The sequence below is a fragment of the Pseudomonas sp. DE0157 genome, from assembly GCF_007678615.1.
Lineage (GTDB): Bacteria > Pseudomonadota > Gammaproteobacteria > Pseudomonadales > Pseudomonadaceae > Aquipseudomonas > Aquipseudomonas parafulva_B.
In genome coordinates, this window is sequence record NZ_VEJN01000020.1 from 17,148 (window position 1) to 38,279 (window position 21,132).

Annotated in this window: 21 protein-coding genes and 4 tRNA genes; 10 read left to right on the forward strand and 15 right to left on the reverse strand. The window is 61.7% G+C overall.

Annotated features, from left to right (window positions below):
• Window positions 1-7 precede the first annotated feature (7 nt).
• Window positions 8-928, reverse strand: coding sequence for a recombination-associated protein RdgC (gene rdgC / locus FS777_RS19540; protein ID WP_058638027.1), 921 nt, complete (start codon window positions 926-928; stop codon window positions 8-10).
• A 215-nt stretch (window positions 929-1,143) separates the two neighbouring features.
• On the opposite strand from rdgC, the gene FS777_RS19545 reads away from it, so the two are divergent.
• The 4 genes from FS777_RS19545 (at window position 1,144) to FS777_RS19560 (ending at window position 1,643) form a co-directional block, all read left to right on the forward strand.
• Window positions 1,144-1,219, forward strand: a tRNA-Val gene (locus FS777_RS19545).
• A gap of 13 nt (window positions 1,220-1,232) precedes the next feature.
• Window positions 1,233-1,309: transfer RNA gene (locus tag FS777_RS19550), tRNA-Asp, on the forward strand.
• A 168-nt stretch (window positions 1,310-1,477) separates the two neighbouring features.
• Window positions 1,478-1,553, forward strand: a tRNA-Val gene (locus FS777_RS19555).
• A 13-nt stretch (window positions 1,554-1,566) separates the two neighbouring features.
• Window positions 1,567-1,643, forward strand: a tRNA-Asp gene (locus tag FS777_RS19560).
• A 100-nt stretch (window positions 1,644-1,743) separates the two neighbouring features.
• On the opposite strand, the gene map is transcribed toward FS777_RS19560, so the two are convergent.
• Entirely contained in the window at window positions 1,744-2,544 is an 801-nt protein-coding gene (gene map / locus FS777_RS19565; RefSeq protein ID WP_145257207.1) for a type I methionyl aminopeptidase, read from the reverse strand.
• 325 nt (window positions 2,545-2,869) lie between these two features.
• On the opposite strand from map, the gene FS777_RS19570 reads away from it, so the two are divergent.
• The 4 genes from FS777_RS19570 (at window position 2,870) to FS777_RS19585 (ending at window position 5,423) form a co-directional block, all read left to right on the forward strand.
• Window positions 2,870-3,658, forward strand: coding sequence for an FKBP-type peptidyl-prolyl cis-trans isomerase (locus FS777_RS19570; RefSeq protein ID WP_058638028.1), 789 nt, complete (start codon window positions 2,870-2,872; stop codon window positions 3,656-3,658).
• Window positions 3,659-4,150: 492 nt separating this feature from the next.
• A complete protein-coding gene (locus FS777_RS19575) occupies window positions 4,151-4,591 on the forward strand; it encodes a YkvA family protein (RefSeq protein WP_058604173.1) in 441 nt (146 codons plus the stop codon).
• Window positions 4,592-4,716: 125 nt separating this feature from the next.
• On the forward strand, window positions 4,717-5,058 hold the full coding sequence (locus FS777_RS19580) for a helix-turn-helix domain-containing protein (RefSeq protein ID WP_058638029.1): 342 nt from the start codon (window positions 4,717-4,719) through the stop codon (window positions 5,056-5,058).
• On the forward strand, window positions 5,055-5,423 hold the full coding sequence (locus FS777_RS19585; protein ID WP_027915781.1) for a hypothetical protein: 369 nt from the start codon (window positions 5,055-5,057) through the stop codon (window positions 5,421-5,423). Before FS777_RS19580 ends, FS777_RS19585 begins: the two co-directional genes overlap by 4 nt.
• A gap of 157 nt (window positions 5,424-5,580) precedes the next feature.
• Here FS777_RS19585 and FS777_RS19590 read toward each other — a convergent pair whose 3' ends face one another.
• Complete coding sequence (locus FS777_RS19590; RefSeq protein WP_178091299.1) at window positions 5,581-7,662, reverse strand: carboxy terminal-processing peptidase; 2,082 nt, start codon at window positions 7,660-7,662, stop codon at window positions 5,581-5,583.
• Window positions 7,663-7,803: 141 nt separating this feature from the next.
• Between FS777_RS19590 and FS777_RS19595 the strand changes: the two genes are divergently transcribed.
• Window positions 7,804-8,766: an NAD(P)H-quinone oxidoreductase gene (locus FS777_RS19595; RefSeq protein ID WP_145257214.1), complete on the forward strand. Its 963-nt coding sequence runs from the start codon at window positions 7,804-7,806 to the stop codon at window positions 8,764-8,766.
• Between the two features lie 124 nt (window positions 8,767-8,890).
• Here the strand turns inward: FS777_RS19595 and FS777_RS19600 are convergent, their stop codons facing one another.
• The 6 genes from FS777_RS19600 to FS777_RS19625 all read right to left on the reverse strand — a co-directional run bounded on the left by FS777_RS19600 (window position 8,891) and on the right by FS777_RS19625 (window position 14,183).
• Window positions 8,891-9,544 carry an HAD family phosphatase gene (locus tag FS777_RS19600; RefSeq protein ID WP_058604177.1) on the reverse strand — a complete coding sequence of 218 codons (654 nt, stop codon included), beginning with the start codon at window positions 9,542-9,544 and terminating at the stop codon, window positions 8,891-8,893.
• Window positions 9,545-9,556: 12 nt separating this feature from the next.
• Entirely contained in the window at window positions 9,557-10,546 is a 990-nt protein-coding gene (locus tag FS777_RS19605; RefSeq protein ID WP_058638033.1) for an ABC transporter ATP-binding protein, read from the reverse strand.
• A gap of 1 nt (window position 10,547) precedes the next feature.
• A complete protein-coding gene (locus tag FS777_RS19610) occupies window positions 10,548-11,342 on the reverse strand; it encodes an ABC transporter permease (protein WP_058604179.1) in 795 nt (264 codons plus the stop codon).
• On the reverse strand, window positions 11,332-12,171 hold the full coding sequence (locus FS777_RS19615) for an ABC transporter permease subunit (protein ID WP_058604180.1): 840 nt from the start codon (window positions 12,169-12,171) through the stop codon (window positions 11,332-11,334). Before FS777_RS19615 ends, FS777_RS19610 begins: the two co-directional genes overlap by 11 nt.
• Entirely contained in the window at window positions 12,168-12,974 is an 807-nt protein-coding gene (locus FS777_RS19620; RefSeq protein ID WP_058604181.1) for an alkaline phosphatase family protein, read from the reverse strand. The genes FS777_RS19615 and FS777_RS19620 overlap by 4 nt, the downstream gene beginning before the upstream one ends.
• 147 nt (window positions 12,975-13,121) lie before the next feature.
• Complete coding sequence (locus FS777_RS19625; protein WP_078478954.1) at window positions 13,122-14,183, reverse strand: ABC transporter substrate-binding protein; 1,062 nt, start codon at window positions 14,181-14,183, stop codon at window positions 13,122-13,124.
• A 325-nt stretch (window positions 14,184-14,508) separates the two neighbouring features.
• Here FS777_RS19625 and FS777_RS19630 point away from each other — a divergent pair, with 325 nt between their 5' ends.
• On the forward strand, window positions 14,509-15,222 hold the full coding sequence (locus tag FS777_RS19630) for a UTRA domain-containing protein (RefSeq protein WP_058638034.1): 714 nt from the start codon (window positions 14,509-14,511) through the stop codon (window positions 15,220-15,222).
• Window positions 15,223-15,276: 54 nt separating this feature from the next.
• Here FS777_RS19630 and FS777_RS19635 read toward each other — a convergent pair whose 3' ends face one another.
• The 6 genes from FS777_RS19635 to minD all read right to left on the reverse strand — a co-directional run bounded on the left by FS777_RS19635 (window position 15,277) and on the right by minD (window position 21,115).
• The gene (locus FS777_RS19635) at window positions 15,277-17,430 is read right to left on the reverse strand and encodes a mechanosensitive ion channel family protein (protein WP_145257217.1); all 2,154 of its coding nucleotides are present in this window, start codon (window positions 17,428-17,430) and stop codon (window positions 15,277-15,279) included.
• Window positions 17,431-17,474: 44 nt separating this feature from the next.
• Entirely contained in the window at window positions 17,475-17,642 is a 168-nt protein-coding gene (locus FS777_RS21495; RefSeq protein ID WP_167339350.1) for a hypothetical protein, read from the reverse strand.
• Window positions 17,643-17,784: 142 nt separating this feature from the next.
• Window positions 17,785-19,074 carry a M18 family aminopeptidase gene (locus FS777_RS19640; RefSeq protein ID WP_145257220.1) on the reverse strand — a complete coding sequence of 430 codons (1,290 nt, stop codon included), beginning with the start codon at window positions 19,072-19,074 and terminating at the stop codon, window positions 17,785-17,787.
• Between the two features lie 187 nt (window positions 19,075-19,261).
• Window positions 19,262-19,897: an RluA family pseudouridine synthase gene (locus FS777_RS19645; RefSeq protein ID WP_058638035.1), complete on the reverse strand. Its 636-nt coding sequence runs from the start codon at window positions 19,895-19,897 to the stop codon at window positions 19,262-19,264.
• A gap of 147 nt (window positions 19,898-20,044) precedes the next feature.
• The gene (gene minE, locus FS777_RS19650; protein WP_009682849.1) at window positions 20,045-20,299 is read right to left on the reverse strand and encodes a cell division topological specificity factor MinE; all 255 of its coding nucleotides are present in this window, start codon (window positions 20,297-20,299) and stop codon (window positions 20,045-20,047) included.
• Window positions 20,300-20,302: 3 nt separating this feature from the next.
• A complete protein-coding gene (minD, locus tag FS777_RS19655) occupies window positions 20,303-21,115 on the reverse strand; it encodes a septum site-determining protein MinD (protein ID WP_012313198.1) in 813 nt (270 codons plus the stop codon).
• Between the last annotated feature and the right edge of the window lie 17 nt (window positions 21,116-21,132).

The window sequence follows — 21,132 nt, forward strand, 5'->3', positions numbered from 1 at the left end:
AGCGGGCTCACACCCCTTGCGGGATATCTTCGCCGCCCAGGGCTTCGAAGAGCACGGGCAAGAACTCTGCAAATGTCATCATCATCAGCTGGAAGCTGGCGTCGAACTGCTGCGCGGCCTCGTCACCGCCATCCTGCTCGGCCTGCTCCTGCAGCAGTTCCTCGAATTTCAGGCGCTTGATGACCATCTTGTCGTCCAGTACGAACGACAGCTTGTCCTGCCAGGCCAGGGCGAGCTGGGTCACCACCTTGCCGGTGCTCAGGTGCAGCTGGATTTCCTCGCCGGTCAGGTCCTGGCGCTTGCAGCGCACGATGCCGCCATCTTCGGCCGTGTCGCGCAGCTCGCATTCGTCCAGCACGTAGAAGCCTTCGGCGGCCTTCTGGGACTTGACCCAGTCGGTCATGGTGGCCACCGGGGCGATCTTGACGGTGGCCGGCCGCACGGGCAGCGAGCCCATCACTTCACGCAGGGTGGACAGCAGGTCTTCGGCGCGCTTGGCGCTGGCCGAGTTGACCAGAATCACCCCAAGGCGCGGGGCAATGGCAGCAAAGATCATGGAGCGGCGAATGAAGGCGCGGGGCAGGAAGGCCTGAATGATCTCGTCCTTGATCTGGTCACGCTCCTTCTTGTAGACCTTGCGCATCTGTTCGGTCTCGATCTCCTCGACCTTTTCCTTGACCGCGTCATTGACCACGCTGCTGGGCAGAATACGTTCTTCCTTGCGGGCGGCGATCAGCAGGTAATCACCGCTGACATGGACCAGCGGCGCATCTTCGCCCTTGCCGAACGGGGCGACGAAACCGTAGGTGGTCAGCTCCTGGCTGGCGCACGGACGGGCTGGCTTGCTGGCCAGGGCAGCCTCCAGGGCTTCAGGCTCGAAGGGGACGTCCTGGGTCAGGCGGTAGGTCAGCAGGTTCTTGAACCACATCGGGGGAGTCTCTCATTAATGCATAAGGCGGGCATTATTCTCCTACCAGCCCCGGAAGGCCAACCCTGTCAGAGGGCCAGCAGTGCACAAACCGAACGAAATCGGGCCGCTGCGCTAGGTTGTTGAAAGATCTGTACTTTTTTCGAAATAAAGTGAAAGAAAGTGCTTGCCAGGGGGCAGGACCGTCCGTAGAATGCGCCCCACACCGAGACGAAGGGTGATTAGCTCAGCCGGGAGAGCATCTGCCTTACAAGCAGAGGGTCGGCGGTTCGATCCCGTCATCACCCACCACTCGATGTATAGCGCAGCGGTAGTTCAGTCGGTTAGAATACCGGCCTGTCACGCCGGGGGTCGCGGGTTCGAGTCCCGTCCGCTGCGCCATATTCAGCTTCAAGGGCCTACTGAACACCCTGAAGCAACGAGAAAGCGACCTTAGGGTCGCTTTTTTTATGCCTTGAATTCGGCGCGAACTGCAGGGCATAAAAAAAGCGATAAGTGCTTGCCAGCATTGAAAGTTGTCCGTAGAATGCGCGCCAAACCGAGAGACATGGGTGATTAGCTCAGCCGGGAGAGCATCTGCCTTACAAGCAGAGGGTCGGCGGTTCGATCCCGTCATCACCCACCACTCGATGTATAGCGCAGCGGTAGTTCAGTCGGTTAGAATACCGGCCTGTCACGCCGGGGGTCGCGGGTTCGAGTCCCGTCCGCTGCGCCATATTCAGCTTCAAGGGCCCACTGAACACCCTGAAGCAACAAAAAAAGCGACCTTAGGGTCGCTTTTTTTATGCCTGCAGTTCAGTCTCTGTAGACGCTGTTCAGGCTCGCGCAGCCTGGCCATTCAAGCCTTGGCGCTCTTCGGCCCGCAGGGTCAGTACCTCGAAACCTTCGTCCGTCACGGCCACCGTGTGCTCCCATTGTGCTGACAGGCTGCCGTCACGGGTCACCACGCTCCAGCCATCCTTGAGCGTGCGGGTGCCACGCCCGCCCTGGTTGATCATGGGCTCGATGGTGAACACCATGCCTGGCTTGAGCCTCATGCCCATGCCGCGCTGACCCACATGCAGCACCTCCGGCGCTTCATGCATCTGCTGGCCAATCCCATGGCCACAATACTCACGGACCACGCTGTAACCTGCGGCCTCGGCATGAGCCTGTACGGCGTGGCCAATGTCACCAAGGGTCGCGCCGGGTCGCACTTGCTCGATGCCTTTCCACAGCGCCGCGTAGGTGGTGTCGACCAGGCGCCGGACTTCATCATCGATCTGCCCAATGGCATACATCTTCGAAGAGTCAGCGATGTAACCGCCTTGCTCCAGCGTGATGTCGACGTTGACGATCGAACCTTCTTCAAGGACTTCATGGGCGTCAGGCATGCCATGGCACACGACATGATCGACCGAGGTGTTGAGCGCAAAGGGGAAGCCGTACTGGCCTTTGCTTGCCGGCCTGGCCCTCAAGGTCTGGACGATGAAGTCTTCGGCGTGGTCATTGATCTGCAGGGTGGTGACGCCTGGACGTATGAACCTGTCGAGTTCGGCGAACACCTGTGCAAGCAGTTGGCCTGCGCGGCGCATCAGGTCGAGCTCGGCGGGGGATTTGATGATGACCTTGGACATAAACGCGAACAATCACTCCAGCTAGAATGCCTCAGAGCATAGACCCACGGCATATCCACATGCCACCTTCGAGCACGGGTGCGACACTTGATCGTGGATGATTTCCCTGTCGCTGCCTGCTGTTTTCGACACGACACGAGGCGCACGAAAGGGAAATCTTCCAGGTCATGGAACATGGCCGTTACCTGGTTGATGAATAACGATTCACTTGCTGAACTTACTTACTCAAACCCGCTCCTATGCCGGTAGCCATTGGTGAGGGCCGCCTGCTAAGCTCGCGGCCTCTACCCTGATTGCCCTTATGGCGCATGAACAAGGAATTAGCATGAAACAGCATCGTTTGGCGGCTGCGGTTGCCCTGGTAGGCCTGGTACTGGCTGGTTGTGATCAGCAGGCCAGCAGCCCCGAACTGAAAACGCCTGCGCAGAAAGCTTCCTACGGCATTGGCCTGAACATGGGCAAGAGCCTGGCACAAGAAGGCATGGATGACCTTGATTCCAAGGCGGTAGCGCTGGGTATCGAGGATGCCGTTGGCAAGAAAGAGCAGCGCCTGAAGGACGAAGAGCTGGTAGAAGCCTTCACTGCCTTGCAAAAGCGTGCCGAAGAGCGCCTGGCCAAGGCCAGCGAAGAGGCGGCCACTGCGGGCAAGAAATTCCTTGAGGAAAATGGCAAGAAGCAAGGCGTAGTGACCACCGCCTCGGGCCTGCAATACGAGGTGATCAAGAAGGCCGATGGCCCGCAGCCCAAGCCAACCGACGTAGTGACCGTTCACTATGAAGGCAAGTTGATCGACGGCAAGGTCTTCGACAGCTCCGTCGAGCGTGGCAGCCCGATCGACCTGCCGGTCAGTGGCGTGATCCCAGGTTGGGTCGAAGCCTTGCAATTGATGCACGTTGGCGAGAAGTACAAGTTGTTCATCCCTGCTGACCTGGCGTACGGCGCCCAGAGCCCGAGCCCATTGATTCCGGCCAATTCGGTTCTGGTGTTCGACCTGGAACTGATTGCGATCAAGGACCCCGCGCAGCTGCAAGGCGGTGAGCCTGAGGCCGAGGCACCTGCTGAAGCACCGGCTGAAGCACCGGCTGAAGCACCGGCTGAAGCACCTGCTAAGTAAGCGGTATTTCGGTTGAAACGAGCGCGCCGTCCTCACGGAGAGTTCGGCTCACTCAATCCCATTGGGGCCGCTTTGCGGCCCCAATGGTTTGTGTGGCGAAGCCAGATCCTAGAGATCCTACGCCACCGATTCGGCGTCCCGGCAGGGCCGTTCCTACACGGGTACAGCGTAATCCTCCTGCACGGGTACCTGATGACACTCAGAGCCGTACTGAGCCGGTGGCGAGGCTGCCTTGCAGTACCTACGTGTTCAGGCATACCCCATTCGAACCTGCCCCGGCACACACTGTCCGAACAAGGACAGGCACCCATTGTAAGCTGCGTCTGAAATTACGGTCCTGGGGCGGACCTGCGCAGTGAGCTGTAACCGCTGTGTAAAAAATGCCCGATCTTGTCCGGCGCCTTGTTTATGGGCCAACGGGCTCAAAAACGTCCCCCTGTTCACAAGGTTATCCACAATAAATGTGGATAACCTTTTCCGTCTGGAGGCACCATGAATGCACCTTGGAATTTCGCGCGCTTCCTGCCCCTGGCCGAGCGCCTGCTCAGTCGTGGGCGCTTGCCAGCGCTGCTGTTTGCCGTGGCCCGCAAAGGGCCACGCTTGGGCAAGCTGCGCGAAGACGTGAAGTTGATGCAGGCCCTGTGTCTGGCCTGGTGGCGTGGCGAATACCGGGCGATCAACCGCAAGGCATTGATTACGATCGTTGCCGGCCTGCTGTATTTCGTAAGCCCCATCGATGCCATCCCTGACTGGTTGCTGGGCGTAGGCTTTCTGGATGACATCGCCGTGCTGGGGTGGGTGCTCAAGACCGTTTCCGATGAACTGGAGCGCTTCAAGGCCTGGCGAGACAGCCAGTCCCCAGAGCGGCTGCAGGTGGTAGAGCGTCTTCCAGCTACCCCCGAAGACCTGCGTCTGGAGCGTGAAATCCCTTGAGGCGTGAGTGACACAGGGGTCCCCTGGAAGGGCTCGACTGCAAAGATCCTGAACTTGGTCATATAATTGGCACATGAAACACGCCAATGGATTACCTCCAGTAATCCTCTCGAAGGGGTTTTGCAATGGATATTCAGGTCATCAGCCGGGACGGTCAACCCGAGTATGCCGTCGTAGCGTGGGAAGACTACCAAGCGCTGCTCAAAGCGGCAGGGCAGGCCCCAGCGAATACTCCGGCATCTGCACCTGTGCAAGAAAACGACTCGCACGCCGCCCTGCCTGCCTTTGCCGACGTTGGGGCCATACGCCGGGACAAGGGTATCGCCGCCGAGCACCTGGCCCGCAATGTGGGCGTCAGCCCGGCCTACCTGGCGATGATCGAATCGGGTGAGCGGCAGCCCGACGCCGCCATTCGCCGTGCGCTGGCCTGGCACCTGGGTGTGCCTGGCTGGAGCGAGGCTTCATGAGTCAGGTCAGGATCAGCCGCCAGCATTGGGACAACCTGCTGGGCGAGCTGGATCTGGCCCGACGCCAACGTCATTTGCTGACCTACCGAGCGCTCATCGAACGCCTGCAACTGCCAAGCCCTGCCATGCAGACCCTGACCGCGGCGCTTGAGTACCTGGCGGTGCTGGATGCGCGTGCCGAACAACCCCTGCGCAGTTCACTGGTGATCAGCCAGGGTGCCAGCCGTTTGCCGCGCACCGGCTTCTTTGAGTGTGTGGAGCGGCTGGGGCGCTTCACAGGGCCTGTCGATGGCATGGAGGCCGCGTCCTGGCATGCCTCTGAGGTCGCGCGCGTATTCGAATACACGTACCCCGACCCCGCCTGACCAGGCACAGCGCGCGTTCATCGGCGCTGTGCCATCCAGTCATTGGCCAGTCGCACCTATCAATGACCCAAAAGAAAAGCCGGGCATCAATGAGCCCGGCTTTTGATTACACATCAGGGAGGGTGGCGAATGATTCGTCCCTCCCCAGGGTCTGGCGCTACTTTTTAGCCACCTTGGTACTGGCGCTGAGGTAATCGATCAGGATGCGCCCGGTTTCCGACAGGTAGGCGTCGTCTTCCGGCTTGGTGTTTTCATCCTCGGCCGGCAGTGCATCCTCGTCTTCTTTTTTCAGCTCCTTGAGCGGTTCTTCACCCTTGGCCTTGCGGCGGATGTTTTCCAGTGCCAGCTGCTTGGCCTCGACTTCATCGTGGCGCGCCCGGCGTGCCTGCTCGTTGAGGCTGACAGTCTTCTCGGTCATCAGTTTCTGGGTCAATGCCAGACGGTCGCGGATGTAGATGAACTCGGCATCCTTGTCGCTGCGCGCCTGGTGTTGAGCCTTGAGCTGGGCCAGGTAAGGCTTGAAGGGGTCTACCGCAGGCTTGACGACCGGGCGGATGGTGTCCCACGGCATCGCTTCGGGCAGGGCGCTTTCGCCGATTTCCTTGGTGTCGATGATCGACGGGTAGTCGATGTCCGGCAATACACCCTGGTGCTGGGTGCTCTGCCCGGAAACGCGGTAGAACTTGGCCAGGGTCAGCTTGAGCTCGCCATGGTTGAGTGGCTGGATGGTCTGCACGGTCCCCTTGCCGAAGGTCTGGCCGCCAATGATCAACGCGCGGTGATAATCCTGCATGGCGCCGGCGAAAATCTCCGATGCCGAGGCGGACAAGCGGTTGACCAGCAATGCCAGCGGCCCCTTGTAGAAGGCACCTGGGTTTTCATCTTCAAGCACATCGACACGGCCATCGCTGTTGCGTACCAGTACAGTGGGGCCTTTTTCGATGAACAGGCTAGTGAGCTCGGTCGCTTCCTGCAGCGAGCCACCGCCGTTGTTGCGCAAATCGATGACCACGCCGTCGACTTTCTCTTTTTGCAGCTCGGTCAGCAGCTTCTTCACGTCACGCGTGGTGCTCTTGTACTCCGGGTCACCTGCGCGGTAGGCCTTGAAGTCCAGGTAGAACGCCGGGATCTCGATGATGCCGAGTTTGTAGTCACGCCCGTCCTGCTTGAGCTTGAGCACGGACTTCTTGGCCGCCTGCTCTTCAAGCTTGACCGCTTCACGCGTGATCGACACGATCTTGCTGGTCTGGTCGCTGGGGGCGTTGCTCGCCGGGATGATTTCCAGGCGTACCACCGAGCCCTTGGGGCCACGAATCAGCTTGACCACTTCGTCCAGGCGCCAGCCAACGACGTCGACCATTTCCTTGTTGCCTTGGGCTACGCCGATGATCTTGTCAGCCGGCGCGACCTGCTTGGTCTTGTCCGCAGGACCGGCGGGCACCAGGCGCACGATTTTGACCTGATCGTTGTCGCTTTGCAGTACCGCGCCGATCCCTTCAAGCGACAGGCTCATGTTGATGTCGAAGTTTTCGGCGTTGTCAGGCGACAGGTAGTTGGTGTGCGGATCGTACGACTGGGCAAAGGTATTGATGTACGCCTGGAAGATGTCTTCAGCCCGGGTCTGATCCAGACGTGCCAGCTGATTCTTGTAGCGCTTGATCAGGGTTTCCTGAATCTGCTTGGGCTCTTTGCCAGCGATCTTCTGGCGCAGCACCTCGTCCTTGACGCGTTTACGCCACAACTCGTCCAGGGCAGCCTGGTCCTTGAGCCAAGGCGCGTCCTTGCGGTCGATCAGCAAGGTCTCATTGACCGTGAAGTCGATCTTGTCCACGCCCTTGTTGAGCTCGGCCAAGGCGAAGTCCAGGCGCTGCTTGACCCGGTCCAGGTAGCGCTTGTAGATGGTGAAGCCAGGGTCGAGGTTGCCGCTTTTGAGGAAGTCGTCGAATTGCGTCTTCCACTTGTCGAACTCGGCGATGTCGGCGGCGGTGAAATAGCTGCGTGCCGGGTCCAACAGCTTGATGTAGCTGTCGTAGATGATGACCGAACGGGCGTCATCCAACGGCGGCTTGCTGTAGTGATGGCGCTTGAGCAGCTCCACCACGTTGAGGCTGGCGACGATTTCGTCGCGGTCCGGTTGCAGGCTATCCCATTTGTTGGCGGCCGCCGCATTGCCGCCGAGCGTAAGGCTGCCAAGGCCGATCATCAGTGCCAGGGCGGTGCTAGGTAGGAAATGCTTCATGCTGATTCGACGTGGGGGCAATTGATCACGCATAGTAGGCCGTCTTTTCCGTTCGCCGGTTCCATAAAACCGGGCGCATACTGCAAAAAGCCTGGGCACGGGTGCCCAGGCTCGGTCATATGATTCAACTATGGAGGCACTGTGAAGGCATTGCAAGGCGTTGACGGACATGTCACCTGGGTCGAAGCCGAACGTCCTGCGTGTGATGCAGGACAAGTACGCATCCGGGTCGCGGCTGCGGGGTTGAACCGTGCCGATTTGCTGCAGATGAAAGGGCTCTATCCGCCGCCGCCCGGCGCCAGCCCCTACATGGGCCTGGAATGTGCCGGCGTGATCGCAGAAGTGGGGGCCGGGACAGCCTGGCAGGTGGGCGACAGGGTGTGCGCACTGCTGGCCAGCGGTGCCATGGCCGAGGAAGTGATCGTTGATGCGCAGCACGTGCTGCCCGTGCCCGAAGGGCTCAGCCTGCATGAAGCGGCGGCCCTGCCGGAAGTCTACGCCACGGCGTGGCTGAACATCTTCCAGCTGGGCGGCGTCAAGGCCGGCGAGAAGGTGCTGGTGCACGCCGGTGCCAGCGGCGTGGGGTCGGCTGCCATTCAGCTGTGCAAAGCGTTCGGCAACAGCGTGTGGGTCAGCGTCGGTTCAGCCGAGCGACTGGCGTATTGCCAGGCCTTGGGCGCGGCAGGGGGCGTTGTGCGCAACCAGAACCTCGATGACCTGGAAGCCATCGGCCCATTCAATGTGATTCTCGACCCGGTCGGCGCCAGCTATGGCGAGCTCAACCTCAAGCTGCTGGCCCGCGACGGGCGCTGGGTGATCATTGGCGTGATGGGTGGACGCAAGTTCGAACTGGATCTTGCCCAGGTCATGGCCAAGCGGGCGCAGATTACAGGTTCGACCTTGCGCAACCGTGACGATGCGTTCAAGGCCGAACTGTTGAGTGACTTGCGCCAGCAAGTCTGGCCGCTGTTCGCCGAAGGCCGGTTGTCACCGCAGCTGGTTGATACCTATCCGGTGGAGTTCGCCCAGGCAGCCTACGCCGAACTCGAGACCAACCAGGTGTCCGGCAAGCTGGTCATGATCATCGACCCAAGCCTGGCCTAGTGCCGGACCCGTTTGACTGCTCGCTCACTGGCGTCATGGCGCCCTGATGGGCCCTTAAGCCTGCCCGAGCGCAGGCTTGAGGGGAGGCAGGGCAAGTGTTTGGCACTGAACAGCGAGCGCGGGTTCAGTGCCAGCTCAAGATAGGCCAACCGTGAGCTTGCGCATGCTCGCGCAACACCGGGTCCGGGTTCACGGCACAAGGGTGATCCACCTTCAGCAACAGGGGCAGGTCATTGCGCGAGTCCGAATAGAAGCTCGCGCCCTCCAGGTTTTCCTGCTCCTGGTCCAGCCAGGCCAGCAAGCGGGTGATCTTGCCTTCCCGGTAAGTGAGTACGCCGTGGGTCCGGCCGGTATAGACGCCGTTGTGGGCGTCCAGATCGATGGCCAGGTATTCGTCCACGCCCAGGCGCGCAGCAATCGGCCCAACCAGGTGTACGCCTGACGCCGAGATGATCAGCACCCGGTCCCCGCGCTTGCGATGCTCGGCAATGCAGCGGCAGGCATCGCCGAAAATGATCGGTTCGATAACCTCTTCCACCCACGGCTCGACCAGGTGTGCGACTTCTTCCAGGGTCCGCCCGGCAATCGGCTCCAGGCTGAATGCCATGTAGTCTTCCATCGCCAGTTCGCCTTTGCCGTAGGCCTCCATCAGCGCGTGGTCACGGCGCAAGAACGTCTCGCCATCCACCCATCCCAGCCGTGCCATGTGTTCGCTCCACAGTGACGCGCAGTCGCCGTGGATCAGGGTTTCGTCCAGATCGAAAATGGCTAGCGCCATACATGCATCTCCTTAAGCCACTTCCCGTAGCGCACTGGGGTCTATCGATACGCTGACCCGCTGCCCATCGGCATGCAGGTCGGCCGGCGAGCGGTTGAGCACATCCACCACCAGCTCTACCTCACGCACCTGCACCCGATAACGTATCACGTTGCCCAGCAGGCTGTGACTGCGCACCTGGGCGTCGAGTTCGCCGTGCAGGCCCAGCGTGATGGATTCGGGGCGTATGGCCAGGCGCCCGGAGACAGGGCGCTGCAACAGGCGGCTGGCACTGTCGGCATCGAGCAGGTTGTAATTTCCGATGAAGCCGGCGGCAAACAGGTCCACCGGGGCCGTGTAGAGGGTCTCAGCATCGCCGCTTTGCACGATACGGCCCTGATTCATCAGGAAGATGCGGTCCGACAGCGTCAAGGCTTCTTCCTGGTCATGGGTAACGAAGATCGTGGTCAAGCCCAGTTCCCTCTGGATGGCGCGAATCTGCTCACGCAGGTGTTTGCGAATGCGCGCATCGAGTGCCGAAAGCGGCTCATCGAGCAACAGCAGTCGGGGCCGGGTGACCAGGGAGCGGGCCAGGGCGACGCGCTGGCATTGCCCGCCAGACAACTGATGAGGGTAACGTGCGGCGAAGTCATTCAATTCCACCAGCTGCAATGCCTCTCGCACCCTTGTCTGGCTCTCATCACCCCTGACCTTCTGCATGCGCAGCCCGAAGGCAACGTTCTGCTCCACCGTCATGTTGGGAAACAGCGCATAACTCTGGAACACCATACCGATGCCGCGCTTTTGCGGGCTCTGCGGCACGATGTCAATGCCGTCGAGCAGGATCTGCCCGCTGTCGACCGGCGTGAGCCCGGCGATGCAGCGCAGCAGCGTGGACTTGCCGCACCCTGAAGGGCCGAGCAGGGTGATGAACTCGCCCCGTTCGATCTGGCAATCGATCTGGCTGAATACCGGGCTACCGGCGTAGCTTTTCTGCAGGTTGCGTACGCTGACGTAGCTCATCTCAGGTCTTGTCCTTGTTCAGGCGGTTGGCGACCCACGTCAAAATCAGCACGAAGGCGAAATAGGAAATCACCAGCGCACTGTTGAAGTGGCCGCTGCTGTTGCGCATGTTGTTGAGGTAGACCTGCAGGGTTTCGTAGCGCGTGCCCACCAGCAGGTTGGCGAACACGAACTCCCCGAACAGGAACGAGAACGACAGCAACAGGGCCACCATCAGGCCTTTGCGCAGGTTGGGAAGTACCACCAGCAAAGCCGCCTGCCAGGTGCTGGCGCCCAGCAATTGCGCCGCGTCCATCAGGTCGCGCAGGTTGATGGCCTGCAGGTTGTTGGTGATGGCCCGGTACATGAAGGGCAGGGCAATGGTGAAGTAGCAGCCGATCAGGATCCACGGTGTCCCCACCATGGCCATCGGCCCACTGCCATACAGTTGCAGCAACCCCACCGACGACACCACAGGTGGCACGGCAAACGGCAGCAGGATCAGGACATTCATCAACGCGTCGAGCCGGGGGAAGTGATAATGCACCACGAACAGCAGCGGCAGGATCAGCACCACCGATAGCAGCAATGCCCCAACGCACACCAGCAACGACTGGCCGAACGCTGCCAGAAAGCGCGGCTCGCTCCACAACGCCACGTACCACTTCAGGGTCAGGCCGCTGGGTAGTAGAGTGGCCGACCAACTGGTGGCCAGGGAGTAGAGCAGGGTGCCGGCCAGTGGCATCAGCAGAATGAGAAACAGCAGGTAGACCACGGCGCGGTGGTACCAGCCGCCGCTACGGGAATCAGCGCGCATGGTAGCTCCTTTTCAACAACCATTGATGCACCACGGTGACCACTGTCATCAGCCCGACCAGCACCATTGCCAGGGCACTGGCAAGGTTCGGATCAAGGCTGATGTCGCCGGCCACCAGGCCCGCGATGCGAATGGGCAGTACGTTGAAGTTGCCGGTGGTCAGGGCATAGACCGTGGCATAGGCGCCCAGGGCGTTGGCCAGCAGGATGACGAAGGTGCCCAGCAGCGCCGGGGCTAGCACCGGCAGCCCGATGTGCCGCCAGAACTGCCAGTGGTTAGCACCCAGCAGCGCAGCCGACTCGCGCCAGTCTTCGCGCAGCGCGTCGAAGGCCGGGTACAGCAGCAGGACACCCAGTGGGATCTGGAAATAGGTGTAAACCAAGATCAGCCCGCTCTTGGAGTAGATGCTGAAGTCTTCCAGCAGGCCCATCTGCTTGAGCAACAGGGTCAATGCGCCGTTGAAACCGAGCAGGATGATGAACGCGAACGCCAGCGGCACGCCGGCAAAATTGCTGGTCATGTTGGCAAAGGCGCTGACGAAGTCGCGCAGCCGTGAGTCCACCTGACGTAGCGAATAGGCGCCCAGGGTCGCGATGATGATGCCGAACAGGCTGGACCAGAAGCTGATCTCCAGGCTGCGTTGCAGGGCTTGCAGGTAGAACTTGGAGGCGAACACCTTGCTGAAATTGTCCATGCCCCAACCTGCCTCCGACTGCAGGCTGCTCAGCGCCACCCAGGCCAGCGGGGCAATCTGGAAGACCACGAAAACGACAGCGAAGGGCACCAGGCACAACAATGCCAGGTACCGACCACGGGGCGACTGGCTCATTTGAGCAACTCCCGGCAGACCGATTTGTCGTGAGCGGCGCCGAGCAACTCGCAGATGGTCCCGCACAGGTCGGTCTGCAGCGGCTTGGCCGAAGGGTCGAGGCTAAAGGCTGCGCCGAACACGAACAAGGGCACTTCGCGCTCTTCGGCCAGCAGGCCGTTGTGCGAGCGGTCGTTGTTCATGCCATGGTCGGCGGTCACCAGCACCTGGTAGCCCTCGTCGAGCCACTTGGGCAGATAGTCGGCCAGCAGGATGTCTGCGCTGCGGGCAGCGTTGCGGTATTGGCTGCTGTCCAGCCCATGGTGGTGGCCCACATCGTCGATGCTCATCGGGTGCACCAGCAGAAAATTGGGCGCATGACGCCGGCGCAGGTATTCGCCGTCGGCCAGCAGGTGTGAATCGGGGTAGCGATCGTCCCAGTAGAACAGCCCATGCTGGATGGGCAACTTGGGGGCGTGGGTGTGCCGGTCACGCTGGGGGTCGAAAGGCGAGCGGTTGTACAGCTCGCTCATCCAGTGATAGGCCGCGGCTGCCGTGCCCAGGTTGGCCTCGCGGGCGTAGTGGAACACGCTGCGCTGGTTGGAAAGCCGGTTGACGTTGTTATGCACGATGCCGCTGTCGATAGGGGGAACACCTGTGAGAATGCACTCGTACAGCGGGCGGGACAGCGATGGCAGTTCGCACTCCATGCGGTAAAGCGCGGCGCGGTCAGCCTCGACATAGGCGTGCAAATGGCCCATGGCGTGGTGGGCAACCTGATAGTTCAGCCCGTCCAACAGCACCAGGATGACGTTGTGGCTCATTGATGACTCCGCAAAAACATCGGGGAGAGGGCGCCTGCAGTGCGCGGCGCCGCGCCAGGGGGTTACTGCTGGCGCGACGCCGGCTCGCTAGGGCTGCCACGCAGGCAGGACGACCCGCATGGCAGTTGGCAGGCCAGTTTGCCTGCTTCATTCCATTTCGATGATTACCTGTTCTTGCCACAACTGCGGCAGCTTCTTGGAGGTCGCTTCCCACACTTCGGCATTCTTGATCGGTTGCGCAGGCGCGTATTGCTCGTTGGGCAGCAATTTGGCCTGCACATCCTCCGGCAGCTTCAGGTGCTCGGCGCGAATCGGGCGTGCGTGCCCCTTGGCCAGGTTGATCTGCCCGGCATCGCTGAAGATGTATTCACGCGTCAGTTTCGCTGCATTGGGGTGCTTGGCGTACTTGTTGATGATGGTGGTGTAGCCCGAGGTGATTGAGCCGTCCGATGGGATCAGCACTTCAAAGCGCTTGGGGTCGATCTGATCGCGGTAGCTCAAGCCATTGAAGTCCCAGACCACGCCCACTTCCACCTCGCCCTTTTCCAGGGTCTGGATGGTCGGGTTGGCCAGGGACAGGCGTTTTTGCTGGGCCAGTTTGGTGAACAGTTGCAGGCCTGGGGCCACGTTACTCTCATCGCCCTTGTAGGCGATGGCGGCGGCCAGCACGCCGTTGGCGGCCTGGGCGGCGGTGCCGACATCACCGATGGCCACCTTGTACTTGCCGCGTTCCAGGTCGTGCCAGGTCTTGGGCCGCTCTGATTCTTTGACCAGGTCCTTGTTGATGATGAACGCGATGGTGCCGGTGTAGGCCAGCGCCCAATGGCCATCCTTGTCCTTGGCCCACGCTGGCACCTGGTCCCAGGTGCTTGGCTTGTACGGCTGGCTTACGCCCTTGGCAATGGCAATGGGCCCAAACGCTGCGCCCACGTCGCCGATGTCGGCACTGGCATTGTCTTTTTCCGCCTCGAACTTGGCGATTTCCTGGGCCGAACTCATGTCGGTGTCGCTGTGCTTGAGCCCGTATTTGCTGGCCAGGTCCTGCCAGGTGTCCTTCCAGTTGGCCCAGGCATCGGGCATGCCCACGCTATTGACCGTGCCTTCCTTGCGGGCGGCATCCTCCAGTGCCTTGAGGTCATCGGCGGCCATGGCCGACGTGCAGAACGCGATTGCCGAACCGAGCAGTGACGCCATGAACAACTTTTTCATCCGTAGCTCCTTGGGTGGGTGCATCGACCGAACGCTGTTATGTATGAAGCCGTTGTCTGCAGCCTTGGTCTAGGTCAGCAAACCTTGAGCCAAGGTAGGCCGGTAGCGTGACAATTTGATGTAGCCCCAGGTCCTGCTGCCTGATCGCGGCTTCTGGCAGTACAGCGTAGACCACCTGGGAGCCGGGCCTCACAAGGCCTGGCCCGTTTCTGGCAGCGCTAGCCGGGCAGGCTTGTCACGGGATGTTCATCAGCCCTGCCTAGGCTTGCACCCAGTGCCCGGTGCCCTGTCGTGGGGCTGGCCTAGTCCAGATAGGTAACCTTTGATGCAGCCAATGCCACCGCGCGCGGTAACAGCCATTTGTAACGCCCTTGAGGAGCAGATCGAGCACGGCCTGTTGGCGCCGGGCGGCAAGCTGCCCGCCGAGCGCCGGCTCAGCGAACTCTTCGCAACCACGCGTATCACCCTGCGCGAGGCGTTGGTGCAGTTGGAGGCAAGGGGCTTGATCTATCGCGAAGAGCGGCGGGGCTGGTTCGTCGCCCCCGAGCGCTTGAGCTATGACCTCATCGCGCGCAGCCACTTCCATGCAATGGTGCGTGAGCAGGGGCGAGCCGCCAGTACCGAGCTGCTGTCGGCTCGGCTGCAGCCGGCTTCGGCGGCCATCTGCGCGCGGCTGCAGCTGCCGGCGTTGTCCAGTGTGGTGTGCATCTGTAGGCTCAGGCGTATCGACGGCAGGGCGGTGCTGTACGCCGAGCACTACCTCAATCCGCGTTACTTCCCGGCCATCCTCGAACACGACCTGGCGCAGTCATTGACTGAAATCTATGAGCGCCAATACGGTCTGCACTACGGGCAGGTGTGCTTCGAGATCTTGCCCACCGCATTGCCCGTGCAGGCGGCCGGAGCGTTAAGGGTGTCAGCGGGCAGCCCGGGGCTGCAGATCACCCGGGTCAACAGCGACCAGCATGGGCAGCTGATCGACTGCGACCTGGAATACTGGCGCCATGACGCCATCTGTATCAGGGCACAGGCAGGCTAGCCGGGCGGCCTCCCGGGGGGCGCCGGCGTGGCCACGATCCGTGGCCAATCGACTTCAACTGGACGCCTCGGCTTGTGTCAGGGCGCCTGCGCCGGCCGTTACCACTTGCACCGACAGCCTGGGCGTTGCCAGGTCCAGGCCGGCTTCGTCGAGCTGGCGCTTGAGTGCCAGGTTGAAAGCCCGCGACACTTCCCACTGCTTGATCGGCGCCGTCTTGAAGCGGGCGCGCAACACTGCTGACCCCGACTCGAAGCTCTCCACACCTTGCAGCTCCAGTGGCGACCAGATGTTGCGCCGCATCAGCGGATCGCTGCGCAGCTTCTGACCGACCTCGCGCACCAGCGTGATCGCCTGGTCGATGTTCATGTTGTAGGGGATCGCCACGCGGAAGATCGCGTAGCCGAATTCGCGGGAGTAGTTCTTGATGCTCTTGATTTCGCTGAATGGAATGGTGTGCACGATGCCATCAATGTCCCGCAGGCGCACGGTGCGGATGGTCAGGCCTTCTACAGTGCCCAGGTGGCCGCCGACATCCACGTAGTCGTCGATGGCCAGGGAGTCCTCGATGATGATGAACAGCCCGGTGATCAGGTCGGCCACCAGTGACTGGGCACCAAAGCCGATCGCCAGGCCGATGACACCGGCACCGGCCAGCAGCGGCGTCACGTTCATGCCCATGTTGGCCAGGGCCACGATCACCGCGATGATGAAGATGAACACGAACATCACGTTACGGATCAACGGCATCATGGTCTGCGCCCGGGCGTTGGCCATGCCGCGGCGCGAGCGGACCAGCGCATGGTGTACCGCCGTGTCGGCCAGGATCCACACCAGCCAGGCGACGATCAGCGTGCCTGCCAGGCCCATCAGGCGCAGGCTGATGTCATGCCCGTCGCCTTCGGCGAAGCTGATCATCGACAGCCCCCATACCCGAAGACCCAGTTCGATGAACACCAGCCAGATGAACAGGTGCACCAGCAAGTAGCCAAAGTTGCGCAGCCGCTCGGCATACACCGCATGGCGTTTGCCGGCGCGCTTGGGGTTGGCGGCGTGGCGGCGCACCAGGCCATTGAGCACCATGCACACCACGACCAGCACCGTGCACATCAGTGACTGGCGAAGCGCCGTGCTGGTGTCACCGGCCGAGACGAAAGTGGCGAACAGGGAGATGGCTACCAGAATCAGCGCCGGCATGAACCAGAAACTGCCCAGGATCTCGATGGTGTCGCTCAGGGTTCGTCGCGTCAGGCGGCGCGACAAGGGTTGGTTGCGGATCAGGTGGGCGATGGGCCGGCGAAAACGCAGGATGAACAGGCCAGTGCACACCGCGGCGACGACGTTGGCCAAGGTGGCCACCCCATGGGCCAGGTGTATGCCCAGCGCAGCGGTGAGGCGCGGGTCGCTCATGGCCTCGCCGAAGGCGGCAAAGCTGCCGATCAGCCACAAGGGCCGGAATGCCCGGTGGCGCAGGATGTGCAATGCCCGGTGGCGGTGTGGGCCGTCCAGCAGGGAAAACGCGATCACGCAGATGGCCGAGAAGCAGGTGCCCACCACCAGGGCATACGCCAGCACCATGGCCAGCGATTTACCCAGCGACGGGGGCAGTACGAAGCTCAGGTACACCGTGAACACCAGCGCAACCAACCACGGGCCCAGCTTGCGCAGGGCGAAGCGGACCAGGTCCCAGGTGCGGGGATGTTGGGGCAGTTCTTCGCTCAGGCCGAACCGCAGGCGAACCCGATGGCCCACCCAGTTGAAGGCGAATGCCAGCACGCTCCACACCGCAATCACTGCTGCAAAGCCGAACAGGATCGCGGGCCATTGGTGAACCGGCACCATCAAGGCCGCCAGTTCCTCCTGGGCCTGGTCGATTTCCATGCCCCAGCGCTGGAACGGGTTGGCCTCGCCGGTGAACTGCTTTTCGAAATCGTGCAGGGCGCCACCGATCAAGCCGAGCACGCCTTGCTCAACGCTCGGTTGTGACTTCTGCGTGGCGTCGCGCAGCTTTTTCAAGTCGGCCAGGAGCTTGGCACGCTGCTGGTCGTTCTCAAGGCTCTTGATCACCTCGTCCAGGGATTTGCCCAGCGGCTCGGAAGCCTCGGGCTGGGCGGGGGCACTGGAACCGAGAAGGCCGGGCAGGCCTGCTGCGTGTACAGGGCCGGTGGACAGCAACAGCAGGACAAGCAGGTAACGCAGAAGGGCAGGCACGGGCAGATCTACCTCAGGTCAAACGATTGCCCGAGTGTAGAGGTTTATGACGGCAGTTTCTCCAGGATCTTCCAGCAGGTCAGGCCGAAGATGCCCAGGGTGCCTGCCCACATCATCAGCACGCCAACATCGCGCTCGCGCAGGCCGAACCCGAGGGTGAGCAGCAGCAGGGATGCGCAGACGGGGATCAGCAGGGCCAGGAAGGGTGACATGGCGACAGTCCTTTGCAGTGAGACATGCCATTAGCATAGTCGCTAACCCCCGGCCCGGCCTGCCTGAGGCGAACGTGTAGGCCATGTGCAGCAGTGCGGTCTGTTGGCGCCGGGTGTGTAGCACCGCGGCGCTCTGCGTGGCTCACGGCAGGTCGTGACTGCGGTAGAACGCTGTCAGGACCTTCACCAGGTGCGCCAGGTCATGGCTGCCGCACAGCTCGCGAATGGAGTGCATGGCAAAGGTCGGCAGCCCGATGTCGACCGTCCGCACGCCAAGGTGGCTGGCCGCAATGGGCCCGATGGTCGAGCCGCAACCCATGTCGCTGCGTACCACGAAGCTCTGCACCGGTACTTCCTCGGCCATGCACAAGTGGCGGAAGAAGCCGGCGGTTTCGCTGTTGGTGGCGTAGCGCTGGTTGTTGTTCACCTTGATCACCGGCCCTGCGTTGAGTTTCGGGCCATGGTTGCCGTCGTGCTTGTCGGCATAGTTCGGGTGCACGCCATGGGCATTGTCGGCCGAAACCATCAACGAGCGCTGGATGGTGCGCACGTAGGCATCGCCGTCGGGCAACAGGCGCTGCAAGGTCTGCTCGAGCATCGGCCCGTCTGCGCCGCAGGCCGAGCTGCTGCCGACTTCCTCGTGGTCGTTGCACACCAGGATGCAGGTTTCATCGCTGTCGGCGGCCAGCAGGGCTTGCAGCCCGGCGTAGCACGACAGCAGGTTGTCCAGGCGGGCACCGGCAATGAAGTCGCCATTGAGCCCGATCTGCGCGGCGTCCTGGGTATCGTAGAAGCTCAGCTCGTAGTCCAGCACGACGTCGGCGTTGAGTTGGTGCTCGCGCGCCAGTTGTTCGGTCAGCAGGGCGCGAAAGTCGATGCGCTCGTCACCGGCCACTTGCGCCAGGATCGGTGGCAGTTCGGTCTGCGGGTTGATATGCCAGCCATCGTTGGCGGTACGGTTGAGGTGGATGGCCAGGTTGGGGATGACCGCGATCGGCAGCTTGAAGTCGACAAGCTGGCTTTCCACCTTGCCGTCACGGCGGTAGGTGACCCGGCCCGCCAGCGACAGGTCGCGGTCGAACCACGGCGCCAGCAGCGCCCCGCCATACACCTCCACGCCCAGCTGCAAGAAGCCCTGGCGCTGCAGTTCCGGTTGCGGCTTGACCCGCAGGCAGGGGCTGTCGGTGTGGGCGCCGACCATGCGGATGCCGTTGAGCAGCGGTGCCTGCCTGCCCATCTTGATCGCGATGATCGATGAATCGTTACGGGTGACGTAATAGCGCCCGCCTGACAGGACGGACCAGCTCTCGCGCTCGTCCAGGCGCTGGTAGCCAGCGGCCTCCAGGCGCAGGGCCAGGCTGGCGGTGGCGTGGAAGGGAGTAGGGGAGGCCTTGAGAAAATCGATCAGGCCTGCATTGAGTACATCGCGCATAGTTCACTCCAGACAGCAGTGGCGCGAGTTTAGCGTATTGAGTCGCCGAGCGGTGTCGGGCTGTGGGTTGCGCACTTGGCTGGATGGCTACAGGCCGCACACCGGCCACAGCGCCTCAGCCCGTATCACAGTTGGTCAGGGCAGCGCCGGCAGCTCTGATGGACTGCAAAGACACAGCCATGCCCGATCAAAACGGCGCCGGGCACTCGAATTTGAGGCGTTCACCGGACAACGGGTGGGTAAAGCTGAGCATCGATGCATGCAGGCACAGCCGCTCGTGGGCGGCCAAGGCCTGAGGGTTGGCATACAGCCGATCACCCAGCAGTGGGTGGCCGATCGATAACATGTGCACACGCAGTTGATGCGAGCGCCCTGTGATCGGTGTCAGCTCCACACGGCAGTACTCGCCGCAACGTTCCACCACCCGCCAGAACGTCAGCGCATGCTTGCCTTGTTCATGGTCCACGACGTGGCGTGGCTTGGTGGGTGGGTCATACCGCAGTGGCAGGTCGATGCTGCCGCTGTCCAGTGCCGGCTGCCCCCAACACAGGGCGGTGTAGGCCTTCTCGGTTTCCCGGTCATGGAACTGGCGCGACAGCTCGCGGTGGCTGTCGGCATCACGGGCCAGCAGGATGATGCCCGACGTCTCCCAGTCCAGACGATGCACGATCAGCGCGTCGGGATAGCCGTTTTCCTGGAGACGGGTGATCAGGCAATCCTTGTTGTCTTCAGCCCGGCCAGGGACCGACAGCAGCAGCGTCGGCTTGTTGATCACCAGGATGGCGGCGTCTTCGTGAAGGATCTGAATGGTCGACAGCGGCATTGCGTGGTCTCTGTTGAATCAGGAGAAAAAGCGGGGCGGTGCTGCACCCCATATGCGGCAAGGCCGCTCCGACAGGGGAGTGCGATCCCTTGTCGGAGCGGCCTCGTGCCGCGAATGGCTGCAGCGCAGCCCCGGCTCCCTGCCGGATCAGCGATCCGGCAGGGTGATGTTCAGCTCAAGAATGGAGCAGCTGCCCTGGTTTTCCAGCTCGATGTGCACATCGTCATTGCCGATGTTCACATACTTGCGAATCACTTCCAGCAGTTCCTTCTGCAACTCGGGCAGATAGTCCGGTTCGCTGCGTTGTCCGCGCTCGTGCGCCACGATGATCTGTAGACGCTCTTTCGCCACCGACGCGCTGGTCTGTTTCTGTCTGCCACGAAAGAAGTCAAAAAGGTTCATGGTTTATTTGCTCCCGAAAATGCGCTCGAAGAATCCCTTCTTCTGTACATCGATGAAGCGCATCGGCTTCTCTTTGCCCAGCAGGCGGTCGACTGCGTCACTGTACGCCTGGCCGGCATCACTCTGGTCATCGAGAATGACCGGGATACCCTGGTTGGATGCCTTGAGCACCGCCTGCGATTCGGGAATCACGCCCTTGAGCTTGATCGAGAGAATCTCTTCCACGTCGGCCACGCTCAGCATTTCGCCCTTGACGACGCGCTCGGGATGGTAACGGGTGATCAGCAGGTGTTCCTTGATCGGCTCTTCGCCGTTTTCCGAGCGGCGCGACTTGCTCGACAGAATGCCGAGCATGCGGTCGGAGTCACGAACCGAAGACACTTCGGGGTTGGTGACCACGATGGCCTCGTCGGCGAAGTACATGGCCAGGTGGGCACCTTTCTCGATACCGGCCGGCGAGTCGCAGATCACGTATTCGAACTGCTCCTTCAGGTCCATCAGGACCTTCTCGACGCCTTCCTGGGTAAGGGCGTCCTTGTCACGGGTCTGGCTGGCCGCCAGCACGTACAGGTTTTCCAGGCGCTTGTCCTTGATCAGGGCTTGTTGCAGGTTGGCTTCGCCATTGACCACGTTGACGAAGTCATAAACCACACGGCGTTCGCAGCCCATGATCAGGTCGAGGTTACGCAGGCCCACGTCGAAGTCGACGATGACCGTCTTGTGGCCACGCAGTGCGAGGCCGGTACCGATGGCGGCGCTGGTGGTGGTCTTGCCCACACCCCCTTTGCCGGAAGTAACCACGAGAATCTTGGCCAAGGTGTTTCACCCCTAAA

What these genes read in the sequence shown, in the direction of transcription:
- FS777_RS19580 (WP_058638029.1), top strand. Translation starts at nt 4,717, where the DNA reads ATGGATATTCAGGTCATCAGCCGGGACGGTCAACCCGAGTATGCCGTC.
- FS777_RS21495 (WP_167339350.1), bottom strand. Translation starts at nt 17,642, where the DNA reads ATGTCACCCTTCCTGGCCCTGCTGATCCCCGTCTGCGCATCCCTGCTG.
- FS777_RS19615 (WP_058604180.1), bottom strand. Translation starts at nt 12,171, where the DNA reads ATGAGCCAGTCGCCCCGTGGTCGGTACCTGGCATTGTTGTGCCTGGTG.
- FS777_RS19585 (WP_027915781.1), top strand. Translation starts at nt 5,055, where the DNA reads ATGAGTCAGGTCAGGATCAGCCGCCAGCATTGGGACAACCTGCTGGGC.
- FS777_RS19620 (WP_058604181.1), bottom strand. Translation starts at nt 12,974, where the DNA reads ATGAGCCACAACGTCATCCTGGTGCTGTTGGACGGGCTGAACTATCAG.
- FS777_RS19640 (WP_145257220.1), bottom strand. Translation starts at nt 19,074, where the DNA reads ATGCGCGATGTACTCAATGCAGGCCTGATCGATTTTCTCAAGGCCTCC.
- FS777_RS19605 (WP_058638033.1), bottom strand. Translation starts at nt 10,546, where the DNA reads ATGAGCTACGTCAGCGTACGCAACCTGCAGAAAAGCTACGCCGGTAGC.
- rdgC (WP_058638027.1), bottom strand. Translation starts at nt 928, where the DNA reads ATGTGGTTCAAGAACCTGCTGACCTACCGCCTGACCCAGGACGTCCCC.
- FS777_RS19610 (WP_058604179.1), bottom strand. Translation starts at nt 11,342, where the DNA reads ATGCGCGCTGATTCCCGTAGCGGCGGCTGGTACCACCGCGCCGTGGTC.
- FS777_RS19575 (WP_058604173.1), top strand. Translation starts at nt 4,151, where the DNA reads ATGAATGCACCTTGGAATTTCGCGCGCTTCCTGCCCCTGGCCGAGCGC.
- FS777_RS19570 (WP_058638028.1), top strand. Translation starts at nt 2,870, where the DNA reads ATGAAACAGCATCGTTTGGCGGCTGCGGTTGCCCTGGTAGGCCTGGTA.
- FS777_RS19600 (WP_058604177.1), bottom strand. Translation starts at nt 9,544, where the DNA reads ATGGCGCTAGCCATTTTCGATCTGGACGAAACCCTGATCCACGGCGAC.
- FS777_RS19590 (WP_178091299.1), bottom strand. Translation starts at nt 7,662, where the DNA reads ATGAAGCATTTCCTACCTAGCACCGCCCTGGCACTGATGATCGGCCTT.
- minE (WP_009682849.1), bottom strand. Translation starts at nt 20,299, where the DNA reads ATGAACCTTTTTGACTTCTTTCGTGGCAGACAGAAACAGACCAGCGCG.
- FS777_RS19625 (WP_078478954.1), bottom strand. Translation starts at nt 14,183, where the DNA reads ATGAAAAAGTTGTTCATGGCGTCACTGCTCGGTTCGGCAATCGCGTTC.
- map (WP_145257207.1), bottom strand. Translation starts at nt 2,544, where the DNA reads ATGTCCAAGGTCATCATCAAATCCCCCGCCGAGCTCGACCTGATGCGC.
- FS777_RS19645 (WP_058638035.1), bottom strand. Translation starts at nt 19,897, where the DNA reads ATGCCGCTGTCGACCATTCAGATCCTTCACGAAGACGCCGCCATCCTG.
- FS777_RS19630 (WP_058638034.1), top strand. Translation starts at nt 14,509, where the DNA reads ATGCAGCCAATGCCACCGCGCGCGGTAACAGCCATTTGTAACGCCCTT.